14 protein-coding genes are annotated in these 13,817 nt (G+C 71.6%); 6 read left to right on the top strand and 8 right to left on the bottom strand.

All coding sequences use genetic code 11. From position 1 onward, the window contains the following. Positions 1-12: 12 nt before the first annotated feature. Together ACTWQF_RS13080 and ACTWQF_RS13075 are read right to left on the bottom strand one after the other, a co-directional pair. Positions 13-1,305, bottom strand: coding sequence for a hypothetical protein (locus tag ACTWQF_RS13080; protein WP_443279516.1), 1,293 nt, complete (start codon positions 1,303-1,305; stop codon positions 13-15). After that, complete coding sequence (locus ACTWQF_RS13075; protein WP_443279515.1) at positions 1,302-2,450, bottom strand: hypothetical protein; 1,149 nt, start codon at positions 2,448-2,450, stop codon at positions 1,302-1,304. The genes ACTWQF_RS13080 and ACTWQF_RS13075 overlap by 4 nt, the downstream gene beginning before the upstream one ends. A 153-nt stretch (positions 2,451-2,603) precedes the next feature. Here ACTWQF_RS13075 and ACTWQF_RS13070 point away from each other — a divergent pair, with 153 nt between their 5' ends. The 4 genes from ACTWQF_RS13070 to ACTWQF_RS13055 all read left to right on the top strand — a co-directional run bounded on the left by ACTWQF_RS13070 (position 2,604) and on the right by ACTWQF_RS13055 (position 6,481). Then, on the top strand, positions 2,604-3,239 hold the full coding sequence (locus tag ACTWQF_RS13070; RefSeq protein WP_443279514.1) for a class I SAM-dependent methyltransferase: 636 nt from the start codon (positions 2,604-2,606) through the stop codon (positions 3,237-3,239). A gap of 223 nt (positions 3,240-3,462) precedes the next feature. Then, positions 3,463-4,332, top strand: a complete 870-nt coding sequence (locus ACTWQF_RS13065; RefSeq protein WP_443279828.1) for an N-acetylmuramoyl-L-alanine amidase — start codon at positions 3,463-3,465, stop codon at positions 4,330-4,332. 128 nt (positions 4,333-4,460) lie between these two features. Beyond that, positions 4,461-5,345, top strand: a complete 885-nt coding sequence (locus tag ACTWQF_RS13060) for a hypothetical protein (protein WP_443279513.1) — start codon at positions 4,461-4,463, stop codon at positions 5,343-5,345. A gap of 128 nt (positions 5,346-5,473) precedes the next feature. Then, positions 5,474-6,481, top strand: a complete 1,008-nt coding sequence (locus ACTWQF_RS13055; protein WP_443279512.1) for an LLM class F420-dependent oxidoreductase — start codon at positions 5,474-5,476, stop codon at positions 6,479-6,481. A 110-nt stretch (positions 6,482-6,591) separates the two neighbouring features. Here the strand turns inward: ACTWQF_RS13055 and ACTWQF_RS13050 are convergent, their stop codons facing one another. The 3 genes from ACTWQF_RS13050 to ACTWQF_RS13040 are packed head-to-tail and all read right to left on the bottom strand — an operon-like array spanning position 6,592 to position 9,861. After that, the gene (locus ACTWQF_RS13050; protein ID WP_443279511.1) at positions 6,592-7,659 is read right to left on the bottom strand and encodes a prenyltransferase; all 1,068 of its coding nucleotides are present in this window, start codon (positions 7,657-7,659) and stop codon (positions 6,592-6,594) included. Next, complete coding sequence (locus tag ACTWQF_RS13045) at positions 7,656-8,435, bottom strand: methyltransferase domain-containing protein (protein ID WP_443279510.1); 780 nt, start codon at positions 8,433-8,435, stop codon at positions 7,656-7,658. Before ACTWQF_RS13045 ends, ACTWQF_RS13050 begins: the two co-directional genes overlap by 4 nt. Positions 8,436-8,493: 58 nt before the next feature. Then, complete coding sequence (locus ACTWQF_RS13040) at positions 8,494-9,861, bottom strand: glycosyltransferase family 4 protein (RefSeq protein ID WP_443279509.1); 1,368 nt, start codon at positions 9,859-9,861, stop codon at positions 8,494-8,496. A 262-nt stretch (positions 9,862-10,123) separates the two neighbouring features. On the opposite strand from ACTWQF_RS13040, the gene ACTWQF_RS13035 reads away from it, so the two are divergent. Continuing rightward, on the top strand, positions 10,124-10,795 hold the full coding sequence (locus ACTWQF_RS13035; RefSeq protein WP_443279508.1) for a TetR family transcriptional regulator: 672 nt from the start codon (positions 10,124-10,126) through the stop codon (positions 10,793-10,795). A 106-nt stretch (positions 10,796-10,901) separates the two neighbouring features. Here the strand turns inward: ACTWQF_RS13035 and ACTWQF_RS13030 are convergent, their stop codons facing one another. The 3 genes from ACTWQF_RS13030 to ACTWQF_RS13020 form a co-directional block, all read right to left on the bottom strand. Beyond that, complete coding sequence (locus ACTWQF_RS13030) at positions 10,902-11,516, bottom strand: DUF4865 family protein (RefSeq protein ID WP_443279507.1); 615 nt, start codon at positions 11,514-11,516, stop codon at positions 10,902-10,904. 27 nt (positions 11,517-11,543) lie between these two features. Beyond that, on the bottom strand, positions 11,544-11,951 hold the full coding sequence (locus ACTWQF_RS13025; protein WP_443279506.1) for a (R)-mandelonitrile lyase: 408 nt from the start codon (positions 11,949-11,951) through the stop codon (positions 11,544-11,546). A gap of 136 nt (positions 11,952-12,087) precedes the next feature. Continuing rightward, positions 12,088-13,062: a DUF5937 family protein gene (locus ACTWQF_RS13020; RefSeq protein ID WP_443279505.1), complete on the bottom strand. Its 975-nt coding sequence runs from the start codon at positions 13,060-13,062 to the stop codon at positions 12,088-12,090. Positions 13,063-13,109: 47 nt separating this feature from the next. On the opposite strand from ACTWQF_RS13020, the gene ACTWQF_RS13015 reads away from it, so the two are divergent. Next, on the top strand, positions 13,110-13,739 hold the full coding sequence (locus ACTWQF_RS13015; RefSeq protein WP_443279504.1) for an isochorismatase family protein: 630 nt from the start codon (positions 13,110-13,112) through the stop codon (positions 13,737-13,739). Positions 13,740-13,817: the final 78 nt, after the last annotated feature.

Genomic DNA, 13,817 nt, shown 5'->3' with positions numbered 1-13,817 from the left:
GGCAGGCTCCGGCTACGAGGTCAGCTTCGGCCCCGTGACCTTCACCTTTCCGCAGCCGATCCGCTTCGCCTCGGCCGCGACGTAGGAGGGCAGCAGCTCGACCGTCGCCGCGTGCTTCTCGTAGAAGTCCTCCTCCTGCGCCAGGAAGGCCACATGGCCGGTCTGGCACTGGATGACGTAGACGCTCAGATCGCCGGAGACGGTGCCGTAGCCGTCGCCGCGGAACCGTACGGGGCTGCGGCGCGCCAGCGGCTCGACGAGATGCGCGAGGCGCGGGTCCTCGATGGTGGTGAAGCGGGTCGCGTCCGAGGCGAAGTCCCGGCCGTACTCGCACGAGTGCGCGGGGCCCGAGGTGCCGGGGGTGGAGCGCATGGCACGGGGGTAGTCGCCCGAGCCCTTCATCCAGGAGGGCAGCCGGGTGCCCTTGAGCCCGCACAGCTCGGCCGGGCCGTGTTCGTCCAGAACCTTCGGCTGCTTGGTCCGGGCCAGCTCGCCCGGCTCGGGGAAGCGGCCCTTGCAGCCCTTCTCGGCCAGCACCCCGTTGGTCAGCTCGACGACGGCGTCGGCCATCGCCGCCCGGTATTTGCGCTCCTCGGCGGCGTCGTCCTCGTGCGATTCGAGCGAGCCGGAGGAGAGGGAGACGACCGTCGGCGGCCCGTCGTCGGCCCTGCCGCTCGTACAACTCGCGGGCAGCGCCACCCAGGCGCGGGTGGCGGAGGCCATGCCCGGCGTTTCACCGCCGAGCGGGGCCATCGCCGGGGAGAGGAATTCATGCGTCCACTCGCGCCCGTCCCACGCCTGGAACCGGTCGAGGTCCCGGACCTCGGCCGAGATCTCCCACTTGAGCTCGTCGTCCTCCCACCGCTGGAGACGGCACTCGCTGGCGCGCCGGTCGCTGCTGCGCGAGGACTCCAGCGGCGTCTCCTTCGCCCGTATGTCCCCGTCCGAGAAGAGGCGGTCCACCGTGCCGGAGGAGAGCGAGCTCCAGCACATGTCGCGGGGCAGGAAGGGCAGTTCCCCCGCGCGCCAGGCCATGGTTCCCCCGGCCAGCAGCGCCCCCACGACGGCACCGACGACGGCCACGCCCGGCTTGCCCCGCACGACGCGCCGCAACCGCTCCCGGGCCCCTGGCCGGGGTTCGGGCTTCGGTTCCGCTGCGGGCTTCGGTTCCGTTTCGGGTGCCGGCTCCGCTTCGGGTGCCGGCTCCGCTTCGGGCTTCGGTTGTGCTTCGGGTGCCGGAGACCGGGTGGGTTCCCGTTCCTCCTCGGGCATCTGGTCCCTTTCCCTGGGCTGTTCGTCGCTCATGATCGCGGCGCCACCGCCGGGCAGCCGAGGCGGTCGGCGACGGAGTTGGCCGTGGCGGCGAACACGCGGCGCGGGTCGGGATCCGCACGGTCCGCCAGGAAGCCGTCGAGCTGCATGAAGAAGACGGTGGGCTTGCCGTCACAGGAGGCGGTCAGCAGCCCGTTCCCGCCGTCGACCTCGCCCGTGCCGCGCCAGCCCTTGCCGGGAGACGTGTCGTCCGCCAGCCCCGTGAAGAGTGCGACGAGCCGGGGCCGGGAGGTCATCACGAACTGCGCGGCGGGCGTCGGGGCCTGTACGTCCGTCTCGTCGGCGACCGAGCAGGTCTGCACGTCGTCGCCGACAGCTCCGACCCGGGCCTCGTGGCGGTCGTCCTTGCCGAGATCGAACCGGAAGCCGGGGATCCGGCACATCGCCGAGCTCCGCCCGCCGAGCAGGTCGTCGCCGCCTGCGGCAGCCAGCGGGGAGGCGGCCTCGAACGGCTCGCCGGGGGCGCAGCCCGCTTGCTGGGCGGCCTTGTTCGCGAGGGAGAGCAGCAGATCGGCGACCTCCGCTCCGGAGCCCACAAAGGGGGATGTTCCGTCCCCGGAGCCTTCGATGGTCACCACGGTGGGCCGCCCGTCAGCGGTGTCGCACTTCTTGGGGAGGACGAAGGCGGCACGCCGGTTGCTCAACAGACCGGGCAGCCCGTCCGGCAGCGGCGCGGACTCGGCGTCCAGATAGTCGCTCAGCCAGGCGCGGTGTTCTTCCGCGTCGCGCGGTACGGGGGCGACCTCGGCGGTGACCTTCTGTTCGTAGGAGGTGGACGCGTCCGAGGAGCCGCCGTACGCGTCATCGGTGTCCGAGGAGCTGCCGCTCTTTGTCCGGAGCGTCACCGAGCAGGTGGCGCGCTTGCCCTTGCGCGGGGCGGCCGACTGCTCGCTCGTACGGTCGGCGCCGTGCGTGTCCTCGGCGATGAACTCCGATACGTCGTCCCCGTCGCCCTCCTGCCAGGCGCCCCAGCAGAAGCTCTGCTTGGCGAAGGGCCAGGTGTCGGTGGCCCAGGTGCCCAGCCCTGCGCCGGCCAGTACGGCGAGGCCGAGCAGGACCGCGAGGCTCCTGCGGCGGCGGGACGCAATGGGCGTCCCGGGCTTGTCGCTTGCCGTCACTCCGCTCCCCCGTCGTCCCGTAGCAGTGCGGTGAGGGTACCTGCCACCCGTGTGGGGGGTGTCGGTAGGGCAGCATGGCAGCAGCCCACCGGCCCCAGGTGAACAGCGGCCCCGGCGTGCGGGAGCGCGCCGACGACAGCAGAGGAACGAGTGATGAACCCTCCGGCCCCCGACCCCAGTACGCTCGCCGCGTTCGAGGCGGCGAAGGGGTTCATGCCGCTGGACGAGGGGCTGGCGCTGTACGCGGCGGCTGCCGAGGCGGGTGCGCTCGGGCTGCCGCTGCTGGAGGTGGGGACGTACTGCGGGCGCTCCACCCTGCTGCTGGCCGACGCGGCGCGGCGCACCGGCGTTCCGGCGCTCACCGTCGACCACCACCGGGGCAGCGAGGAGCAGCAGCCGGGTTGGGAGTACCACGATCCGGAGGTCGTCGATCCGGTCGTGGGGAGGATGGACACGCTGCCCACGTTCCGCCGTACGCTGCACGCCGCGGGCCTGGAGGAGCATGTGATCGCGCTGGTGGGACGCTCGCCCCAGGTCGCGGCGGTGTGGGGCACACCGCTGGGGCTGGTGTTCATCGACGGCGGCCACACCGAGGAGCACGCCACCGCGGACTACGAGGGCTGGACGCCGCACCTGGCGCCGGGCGGGCTGCTGGTCATCCACGACGTCTTCCCCGACCCGGCCGACGGCGGACAGGCCCCGCACCACATCCACGAACGCGCCCTGGCCTCGGGCGACTACACCCCGGAGCCCGCCACGGGTTCCCTACGGGTGCTGCGGCGTGGCTGACGTTCCCCGCGTCTGCCCTGTTCCGGGAAGAGAGTGCCCCTGTTCGCCATCGCGGGCTGCCGGTTTGTTTGTGGCTGGGCGCACAGTTCCCCGCGCCCCTGACGGGGCGCAGCAGTCCCGGGCCGGGTACGCACGGTCCGCCGGGCAGGGCCTAGCATCTACGCCCGTGTCTTACGAATGCTTCGCGACGCGGGGACGGACAGGCCGACGAGTAGCGGCCGTGATGGTCACGGGGGCCCTGTGTCTGGGGGCCGCCGGGTGCGGGGCGTTCGGTGGCGGTCACGACGACGGAAAGGGGGACGAGGGCGGAAAGCCGTCCCGCTCCTCGTCCGCCGGGGCCGGCAAGAAGGGCGGCAAGAACGGCGACGGTGACGGCAACGGCGACGACGACGGACAGCAAGGGGCGCGTAAGCCCGCCAAGTCGCCGTTGCAGGGCAAGGTGATCGTCGTCGATCCGGGCCACAATCCACACAATCGCGACCAGCCAGGCAAGATTTCCCGGCCCGTCGATATCGGCACGGGAAAGAAGGAATGCGACACCACGGGCACCTCGACCAATTCCGGTTACTCCGAGGCCGAGTTCACTCTCGATCTGGCACACCGACTCCGCACACAGCTACGGGAACGCGGTGCGACCGTGAAGTTCACCCATGACGGCGAGGCCCCGTACGGACCGTGTGTGGACGAGCGTGCGAAGAAAGGGAATCAGGCACAAGCGGACGCCGCCATTTCGCTCCACGCGGACGGCGCACCCAGCGGAAGCCGCGGTTTCCATGTGATTCTTCCCGCATCCGTGCACAAGGGCGACGCCGACACCCGCAAGATCGTGGGCCCCTCCCGGCGCCTGGGCACCGACCTGCGTGACGCGTACCGCAAGGCCACCGACGTTCCCCCCTCCAACTACCTGGGCGACGGCAACGGTTTGGACACCAGAGGCGATCTGGGCGGTCTCAACCTCAGCAAAGTTCCCAAAGTCTTCCTCGAATGCGGCAACATGCAAGACCCGGCCGATGCCGCACTCCTCACGTCGGCGAAGTGGCGCGAAAAGGCGGCGCGCGGAGTCGCGGACGGGATCACCGCATTCCTCGACTGACCCGGCCGAGACGCGGGGAAGATGAAACCGACAGGCGACCCCCCTCAGAGGCCCGTAATGTCATCCGTACGATGGGGTGCTCACCCCCGGCAGACCTCAACCATGACAAGACCTATTAAGGACCCCACGTGAACATCCGCTCGCTCACCCGAGGCGATGGCGCGGTGATAGGAGCAGCGGTGCTGCTGTTCATCGCCTCGTTCCTCGACTACTTCTCCGTCGACTGCGGCGATTCGTCGTACTGCGACGAGATCGAACTGCCCAACGCCTGGGAAGCCGAGACGCTTCCGCTCGTCCTGGCCACGATCTTCCTGCCGGGCATCCTCGGGGCCGCACTGATCGTCGGCGGCCGTTTCCTGCCGGAGGGCCGCAAGTTCGGCGCCGTCTCCTTGCCGCAGGCGGGGGCGACCATGATGGTGATCGCGCTGTGGTCGTCGGTGTGGTCGATGGCCAGCGCAGACGATAAGGCGGAGATGGGCCCCGGCGCCATCATCGGGCTGATCGCCGCACTGATCGGCGCAGCTGCCGCAATGATCAGCCCGGCGGTCCCCGCCCTCGCGGCCCCGCTGGTGCCCGCCGGTGGCGGCGCAGCCCCCGGCCCGTACGGCCAGCAGTACCCGCAGCAGGGTGGCGGCTACGGCTACCCGGGCGGTCCGCAGGGCGGCCAGCCGGGTCCCTACGGTGCGCAGCCCCAGGGCGGCCAGCAGCCGTACGGGCAGCAGCCGGGCCAGCCGCAGGGCGGCCAGCCGGGGCAGCCCGGCCCCAGCCAGCCCGCGGGTGGTGCGCAGGGTGCCGCAGGTGGCGCCCAGGACCCGAACTTCCAGCCGTTCTGGTTCGCCGTCCCGATGGCGCGCCCGCTGTTCCCGGAGGACGGCTCGCCGCAGCCGATCGCCGAGCTGGCGCCGGGTACCTGGTACCTGGCCGTGGAGCAGCGCGGTCAGGCGCTGATCGCGCAGACGCAGGACGGGCGCCGCGGCGTCCTCCAGGACACCTCCAACATTCAGCGCGGCTGAGCCCTCGGGCTCCGCGCCGAGCCCAGCGGCCCCTCGCCCTTCCGGGCGGGGGGCCGTTGCCGTACGCTGCCGGACCAGCGAACTGACGCCCCGTCAGCTCCGGCGTCCGGGTGGAGGGGAGACGGCGCATGCGGCTCGGACTGGCGCTCGGCTACTGGGGGCGCGGCCCCGACCCCCGCCACCTCGAACTCGCCCGGCAGGCCGAACAACTGGGCTACCACTCGGTGTGGACGGCCGAATCGTGGGGCTCGGACGCGTTCACCGCACTCACCTGGATCGCGGCGCACACCTCCCGCATCCGGCTGGGCACCGCCGTCGCGCAGATGGCGGCCCGCACCCCGACCGCCACCGCCATGCACGCCCTCACCCTCGACCACCTCTCCGGCGGCCGGATGCTGCTCGGTCTCGGACTGTCGGGGCCGCAGGTGGTGGAGGGCTGGTACGGCCGCCCGTTCCCCGCCTCGCCGCTCACTCTGACCCGCGAGTACGTGGACGTCGTACGGCAAGTGCTGCACCGCCAGGCGCCCGTACGGCTGGACGGGCGCTACCACACGCACCCGTACGCCGGTCCGGACGGCACCGGCATGGGAAAGCCGCTCAAGCCGATCACCCACCCGCTGCGGTCCGATCTGCCGGTGCTGCTGGGCGCCGAGGGGCCCAAGAACATCGCCCAGACCGCCCGGATCGCCGACGGCTGGCTGCCGCTGTACTGGTCGCCCACCCGGGCCCCGGTGTACGAGGCGGCGCTGGCCGAGGCGCCGCCCGGGTTCCTGGTCGCGCCCATGGCGCAGGCCCGGATCTGCGACGACGTCGCCGAGGGGCTGCTGCCGGTGAAGGTCATGCTCGGCTTCTACATCGGCGGCATGGGGCACGCCCGCCGCAACTTCCATGCGGAGCTGATGGGACGCATGGGCTACCCGGAGGCGGCACAGCGGGTACGGGACCTGTTCGCCGCGGGGCGGCGGGAGGATGCGGTACGCGCCGTGCCCGACGCGTTCGCGGACGAGATCTCGCTGGTGGGCCCGCGGGAACGGATCGCGGAGCGGCTGGAGCTGTGGCGCTCGGGGCCGGTGACGGATCTCCTGGTGACGGCACCGGATCCCGGGACGCTACGGGTCCTGGCGGACCTGGCCTGAGGGGGCGCCCCCTCAGGGGCGCGGGGAACTGCGCGCCCAGCCACAACACAGCCGCAGCCTGCGGACGGCAATCAGGGGCACCCCAATAGCAAAATCCCCCGGCGCGGGGCTCAGCAGCAGTCGGGCTCCAACCCTTGAGGGAGCCCCTCGCCACCAAAGACCTGCACCGTCGCGTCGTCCCCTCCCAACGCGGCGACGGCCAGCAGCAGCGCCCCCGCCGTCCAAGTCGTCCGCTCCTCGGGCCAGACCGCCTCGTCCTCGAAGACGTACCCCGTCCAGTACATGCCGTCCTCGGCGCGCAGGTGCTGCATCCAGCGCAGGATGTCCAGCGCGTGGTCCGACTCGCCCGTCGCCCACAGGGCCAGTGCCAGCTCGGCGCTCTCGCCGCCGGTCACCCACGGGTTGGGGGTCACGCACCGTACGCCGAGGCCCGGTACCACGAAGCGGTCCCAGCCCTCTTCGATGCGTTCCTTGGCGGCGGGACCGCGCAGGGCTCCGCCGAGGACGGGGTAGTACCAGTCCATGGAGTAGCGGCTCTTGTCCAGGAACCGTTCGGGGTGGCGGCGGATGGCATGGCCCAGCCACCCGGCGGCCAGCTCCCAGTCGGGCTGCGGCTCCTCGCGGTGCTCGGCCAGCGCCAGCGCGCACCGCAGGGCCTGGTAGACGGAGCAGGACCCGGTCAGCAGCGCCTCGTCGCAGGTGGTGCCGTCGGCGTCGCGCTTCCAGCCGATCTGCCCGCCGGGCTGCTGGAGCCGCAGCACGAACTCGACGGCCGCCGAAACCATCGGCCACATCCGGTCGGCGAAGGCGTCGTCCCCGGTGGACAGATAGTGGTGCCACACGCCGACGGCCACGTACGCGCAGAAGTTGGTCTCGCGGGTGCGGTCGGTGGGCGCCGCCGCGTCCCCGTCGGCGTAGGCGGCGTACCAGGAGCCGTCGGGCAGCTGGTGGGTGGCCAGCCAGCGGTAGCCGGCCTCGGCGCGGTCGTGCTCGCCCGCGGCGTCCAGCGCCATGGCGGCCTCGACGTGGTCCCACGGGTCGAGATGGTGCCCGCGGAACCACGGTATGGCGCCGTCCTCGCGCTGTGAGGCGAGGATGCCCTCGACGGTCAGCCGGGCCTCGGCGGCGGTCAGCACACCGGGCAGCACCAGCCGTTCGGTCCGCTCCGGGCTGGTCACTTGGCCGCCGCTGCCGGCTCGTCGGCCAGGCTGTTCACGTCGGCTGCCCCGGCGAGGTGCGGAAGATGCGGTTTGGTGGCGTAGGCGACGAAGCTCTTGCCGATCAGCGGGTCCAGGGCACGTTCGGCGAGCCGGGTGGCCAGCGGGCGCTTCATGATGTCCCAGACGAGCAGCTTGTGGTAGGCGCGCACCGGCAGCGCCTTGTCGTTGTCCACGCCGAACGCGCACTTGAGCCACCAGTACGGCGCGTGCAGGCCGTGCGCGTGGTGGGTGCCGTAGGGGCGCAGCCCGGCCTCGCGCAGTTTGGCGAGGAGTTCGGTGGCGCGGTAGATACGGATGTGGCCGCCCTCGACCTCGTGGTACGCGTCGCTCAGCGCCCAGCAGACCTTCTCCGGTCCGTAGCGCGGCACGGTGACGGCGAGCCGGCCGCCCGGTTTCAGGACGCGCACCATCTCGGCGAGAACGCCCTTGTCGTCGTGGATGTGCTCCATGACCTCGGAGATGATGACGACGTCGAAGCTGTCGTCGGGGAAGGGCAGAGCGAGCGCGTCACCCTCCATAGCGGTCGCGGTGGCCCCCTGAGGGGCCTCGCCCGCCTCGGCCATCGCCGCGAACCAGGTGGCGACCTCGCGGATCTCCTCCGCGTTCCGGTCCAGGGCGACCACGCGTGCGCCGCGCCGGTAGCACTCGAAGGCGTGCCGTCCCGCCCCGCAGCCCAGGTCGAGCACGCGGTCGCCTGCGGCGAGCGGGAATCGGGAGAAGTCCACGGTCAGCACGGGGGATCAGCCTTCCACATGGTGTTCGGGGGCGGGGGCGGGGGTGAGGGACGGCCGGTCACCGGCTGTCGGCGGCGACGCGCACCGGCTCGGCGGGCGGCCGCACCACCGGCACCGGCGAGACCGCACGGGAGGGAGCCCCCATGGCGGCGCGGTAGCACTCGACCGTGCCGATCGCCGCCCTCTCCCAGGTGAACTTCCGCAGTACCCGCTCCCGCCCGGCAGCCCCGAGCCGGGCCCGCAACTCCGCGTCGCCCAGCAGCCGTACCAGCCCCGCGGCCAGCGCCCCCGCATCGCCGGGCGGCACCGCCAGACACGTCTCGCCGTCGCGCCCGGCAACCTCCGGGATGGCGCCGCCGGTGGTGGCCAGCAGCGGGGTGCCGGTCGCCATGGCCTCGGCCGCGGGCAGCGAGAAGCCCTCGTACAGCGACGGAACGCAGGCAACCTGCGCCGAGCGGACCAGCCCGGCCAGCTCGGCGTCGCTGATGCCCTTGACGAACTCGACGGCGCCGGCCAGCCCGTGCGCCTCGATCGCGTCTGCGACCGGGCCCTCCTCGGGGCGTTTGCCGACGACCACCAGATGGGCCTCGTGCCGTTCGGTACGCGCCTTGGCCAGCGCCTCGATCAGGAACACCAGGCCCTTGAGGGGGACATCGGCGCTGGAGGTGGTGACGATGCGGCCCGGCACCTCGGGCACGGCCGGGTCGGGTGCGAACAGTCCGGTGTCCGCGCCGATGGGCACCACGCGGATGCGCTCGTGCGCCACCCCCAGATCGTCGGCGATCTCCTGCCGGGAGGAGCCGGAGACGGTGACGACCGAGGGCAGCCGGCGGGCGACGCGGCGCTGCATCCGCGTGAAGCCGTACCAGCGGCGGACCGAGGCGCTCTGCCGCCAGCCGGTGGCCGCCTCCAGCTCCAGCCGGCGGTCGACGGTGATGGGGTGGTGGATGGTCGTCACCAGCGGCGCGCCGAGGGCGCTCGGGCCGCCGAGGAGCCCGTAGCCCAGCGTCTGGTTGTCGTGGACGACATCGAACTCGCCGCGCCGCGCGGCCAGATGGCGGCGGGCGCGCAGCGAGAACGTGAGCGGCTCGGGGAAGCCCCCGGTCCACATCGTGCCGACCTCCAGCAGGTCGATCCAGTCGCGGTACTCGTCCCGCTTGGGGGTGCGGAAGGGATCGGGCTGGCGGTAGAGATCGAGGCTGGGCAGCCTGGTGAGGGTGAGCCGGCCGGTCGTCGCCCCGTCCGCCGGCAGTTCGTCCAGCACCGGATACGGCTGCGCTCCGATGACCTCCACACTGTGGCCGAGGCGGGCGAGTTCCCGGGACAGATGGCGTACGTAGACACCCTGGCCGCCGCAGAAGGGGTTGCCCTTGTACGTCAGCAGCGCGATGCGCAGCGGGCGGTCGGTTACGGCCTCTGCGGTCACTCGCGGCCCCCTTCGTCACTGCGTTCCGCCGGAGCGTAGCCGCTCGCGCTAACCTAGAACAAGTTTCAGGATTGACTTTCGGGAGGGACGGGTCCCGGCTCCGGTGGCGCCGCGGACTCGTGCCCGGACTCCAGAATTTACCGGCCAGTCACTTCGGGGGAGCCGCCGGAGCAGGTGATTCGCGCCACCTCGGCGGCGCCTGCAACAATGCACGGCTCCCCACAGGGCTTCAAGAACGCCACGGAACGGGACCAACAACGCGATGCCGACACCGCCGCAGCCCAAGCCCAAGCCCAGAGGCGGGAACCAACCTCTGCAGTCCCCTCCTTTGCGGCCTTCCGCGCCGTCCCCGCCGCTGACCGAGCGCCAGGAGGCCCGGCGCCGCCGCATCCTGCATGCGAGCGCGCAGCTGGCGCGCCGGGGCGGATTCGACGCGGTGCAGATGCGGGAGGTCGCCGAATCCTCGAACGTGGCGCTCGGCACCCTCTACCGCTACTTCCCCTCCAAGGTGCATCTGCTGGTCGCCACCATGCAGGACCAGTTGCAGCACATGCACGAGACGCTGCACAAGCGCCCCCCGGAGGAGACGGAGGCGGCGGCGCGGGTCGCCAAGACGCTGATGCGCGCCTTCCGGGCACTGCAGCGGGAGCCGCAGCTGGCGGACGCGATGGTACGCGCCCTCAACTTCGCGGACCGGTCGGTCAGCCCGGAGGTGGACACGGTCTCCCGGCTCACCACGGCGATCATCCTGGACGCGATGGGGCTGGAGGGCCCGCCCACCCCCGAACAGCTCTCGGCGGTCCGCGTCATCGAGCACACCTGGCATTCGGCACTCATCACCTGGCTCTCCGGGCGGGCCTCGATCGCCCAGGTGAAGATCGACATCGAAACCGTCTGCCAGCTGATCGACGTCACGGGTGCGCCGCCGCGCTGATGATTGCCCTTACAGGGCGCGTCCCCGTACTGCGAAGCTTGGGCAGTCTGCGCCAGGGGCGCAGGGTGGGCAAGCGCAGCCCCCATGCCGGGTACGCAAGATCCGCTTACCAGGTGTTGCCCTCCGGCAGCGCGTGGGTGCCGGGGGAGGACAGGTGGAGTACCTCGTACCGTTCGGTGGCCTCGGTGTCCGAGGCCACTGCGTCCTGCCACAGGACGAACCGCATCATCTGCCAGTGGTGGGGGTCGACGGCCAGCGCGGCTGTATGGACGCCGTCGCGGCGGGCGAGCGCGCCGAGCGCCGCCGTCTCCCGCTCGAACCATGAGGCCAGGCCCAGCCCGGAGCCGTCGGAGTCCGAGTCGACGGGTACGGGTGCAAGGAGCCGTGAGGCCGCCCGGGGAGGAGCAGTACGGGCGGGCCCGGCGTGGCAGGCGACGCCGGCCCAGTGCCGGGCGATGGGGCGCCCGAAGTCGCGGATGATGTTCTGGAACCCGCCGCCGCCGACCAGGAATTGGGCCATCGCGCCGGCGTCGTTCCACAGGTAGAAGGGCGCGTACTGGTTGACCGGAGAGCCGTCGAGGCCGCGCTCGCGGATGACGTACGCCTTCAGGGCAAGTCCGGCGCGGTCGTCGAGCACATGGCCGCCGTCGGCCACCCGCTTGCGGATGACCTTCATGTCGTAGTCAGCGGGCAGGGTGATCTCGTATTGCTTGGCGTACACGAGAGGGATGCCTTTCGGGTTCGGTGGTCACACGGCCGACGGGCGGGTGTGGTACTCGGCGTCGGTGACGGGGGCTCCGCGTTCGGCCCCGGTGCCGTCCTCGGCGACTTCCTGGATGGCCAGGTGGGTCATGACGCTGCTGGGCGCCGCTCCGTGCCAGTGCCATTCACCGGCACCGATGTGCACGCTCTGGCCGGCGCCGACGGTCTCCACCGGGCCACCGCGACGCTGCACAAGCCCCGTGCCGGCGGTGATGACCAGCAGCTGACCGAAGGGGTGCCGGTGCCACATGGTGCGAGCCCCGGGCGCGAAGTGGACGGTGTCCACTTTGAGCCGCGAGGGCGCTTCCGGTGCGGCGACCTCTTCGATCCAGACCGACCCTGTGACCCAGTCAGGCGGCGCGGCGGCGGTGGACGGCGTACGTGATATGCGCACGGATGTTCCCTTCTCGTTCGCGGTAGTGGCGCGCCCCGCTGCGGCAGCGCGGCCTTCCATTCGTAGTGTACATACTAGTAGGTACAGAGCGGTCAGATGTCCCCGGCCCGACGTGAGGCGCGGCTGACCCGGTGCCTCAGGAGGCGCAGAGCGAGTGCCCCAACTGCGAGCACTCGTAGAAGACCTCACGCCCGCTGCGCTTGCGGGTGATCAGGCCGCATGCGCAGAGCACCTTGAGATGCTGGCTGACCGCCCCCGGCGTCATGGACAGTCGCCGCGCCAGGATGCTGGTCGTCGCGGCTTGACTGAGGGCGACCAGGATCCGGGCGCGGGTATGGCCGATGAGAGCGCTGAGCGCGTCCGAGGTGGGGACGACCCCCTGGGACCAGACCGTGCCGACACCGGGCGCCGGATATATCAGGTACGGCTGATACGGCTCGGCCATCACGGGTGTGTCGGGCCAGTGGAAGACGCTCGGCACGAGGATCATGCCGTCGCCGTCGAGAGGGCCGCTCCGCCGCCAGGCGCGGGTACGGATCCGCAGCCGGCCCTCGGACCAAGTGATGTTCGGGTGGAGGTCGTTGAACATCGCGCCGGCGCCGTCGCGGGCCAGCTGCCGGGAGCGGCGCAGCACCTCCGACTCGAACAGCCCCCGAATCTGCGGCCAGAACTCCGCCAGCGCCACTTCCCAGTACCGGCGCAGCTCGTCGGCCGCGCGGGCCACCCCGGCGGCCGGATCGGCGAGGAATTCGCGGACGGGCGGGGTGTCGACGCCGGGAACCCGGCCCGCCTCGCGGGCGGCCTCGTCCGGGTCCGCCGTGGCGACCAGCTCCAACTCGGCGTCGACGTCGGGCAGCGGGCGGGTCGGCGGCGGAGTCAGGAAGTCGGCGATGTAGGGGCCGAGCGGCACCAGTGCGAGCAGCAGCCGAAGATCGAGTCCGGCGAGCCGGGGCCGGACGGCGTGGATCCACGGCAGGTGCAGCGCGTGGCGGCCGGGGTCCTGGAGCGTACGCAGGCTCGCCACAGCCTCGGACACGGGGGAGAACGCGAACCTCAGGCGTGCGAGGTCGGCGGAGGTGAAGTCGAACTCCGCATACGAGGATTCAGCCACAACTGAAACATTTACGGAGCCGGGCTCCCCTGGTCAACCATCGCTCCATGACGAAGAACCGATTCCACGAGTCCCTCACCACCGACAACGCCGCCCTCCTGCTGGTGGACCACCAGATCGGGCTGTTCACCGGCGTACGCGACATCAGCGTGGGCGAACTCACGCACAACGTCACCTGTTTCGCAAAGGCCGCGCTGCGCCTCGGCATCCCCCTCGTCGTCACCACCACCGCGGCCGACAGCATGTGGGGACCCCTCATCCCCGAACTGCGGGCCGTACTGCCGGAAGGGCTTGAGGTGATCGACCGGAGCACGGTCAACGCGTGGCACGACGACAGGGTCCGGAACGCGGTCGAGGCGACCGGGCGCGACAAGATCCTCATCGCCGGGGTCTCTCTCGAAGTCTGCGCCGCCTTTCCCGCGATATCCGCGACCGCCGAGGGCTACGGGGCCTACGTCGCCGTCGACGCCTCCGGCACGTTCTCCACGACCAAGCGGGAAACCGGTCTGCTAAGGCTCCAGCAGTCCGGCGTGATCGTGAGCGACTACGCCACCCTCGCCGTCGAGATGCTCGCCGACAACGCGGATCGGCTCGCGCCGGGCGTGTACGCGGATCTGGACATGCCGTTCGCGACGCTTGTGGGCCAACTTGCTGCTGCCCACGGGCGGGCTGGCTAGGGGGTGCCCCTGTCTGATGTCCGCAGGCTGCGGGTGGATTGTGGTTGCTCGCGCCCACGCGGCGGAGCCGCACATGAG

The organism is Streptomyces sp. 8N114 (assembly GCF_052245835.1).
In the GTDB taxonomy this organism is placed as follows: Bacteria; Actinomycetota; Actinomycetes; order Streptomycetales; family Streptomycetaceae; genus Streptomyces.
Note: the sequence above shows the minus strand (reverse complement) of the source record. Positions and strands in the feature narration are given on the sequence as shown.

Bases quoted from the DNA above. Each gene is read 5' to 3' on its own strand.
- ACTWQF_RS13080 (WP_443279516.1), bottom strand. From the start codon at position 1,305: ATGAGCGACGAACAGCCCAGGGAAAGGGACCAGATGCCCGAGGAGGAA.
- ACTWQF_RS13070 (WP_443279514.1), top strand. From the start codon at position 2,604: ATGAACCCTCCGGCCCCCGACCCCAGTACGCTCGCCGCGTTCGAGGCG.
- ACTWQF_RS13065 (WP_443279828.1), top strand. From the start codon at position 3,463: ATGGTCACGGGGGCCCTGTGTCTGGGGGCCGCCGGGTGCGGGGCGTTC.
- ACTWQF_RS13055 (WP_443279512.1), top strand. From the start codon at position 5,474: ATGCGGCTCGGACTGGCGCTCGGCTACTGGGGGCGCGGCCCCGACCCC.
- ACTWQF_RS13035 (WP_443279508.1), top strand. From the start codon at position 10,124: ATGCCGACACCGCCGCAGCCCAAGCCCAAGCCCAGAGGCGGGAACCAA.
- ACTWQF_RS13015 (WP_443279504.1), top strand. From the start codon at position 13,110: ATGACGAAGAACCGATTCCACGAGTCCCTCACCACCGACAACGCCGCC.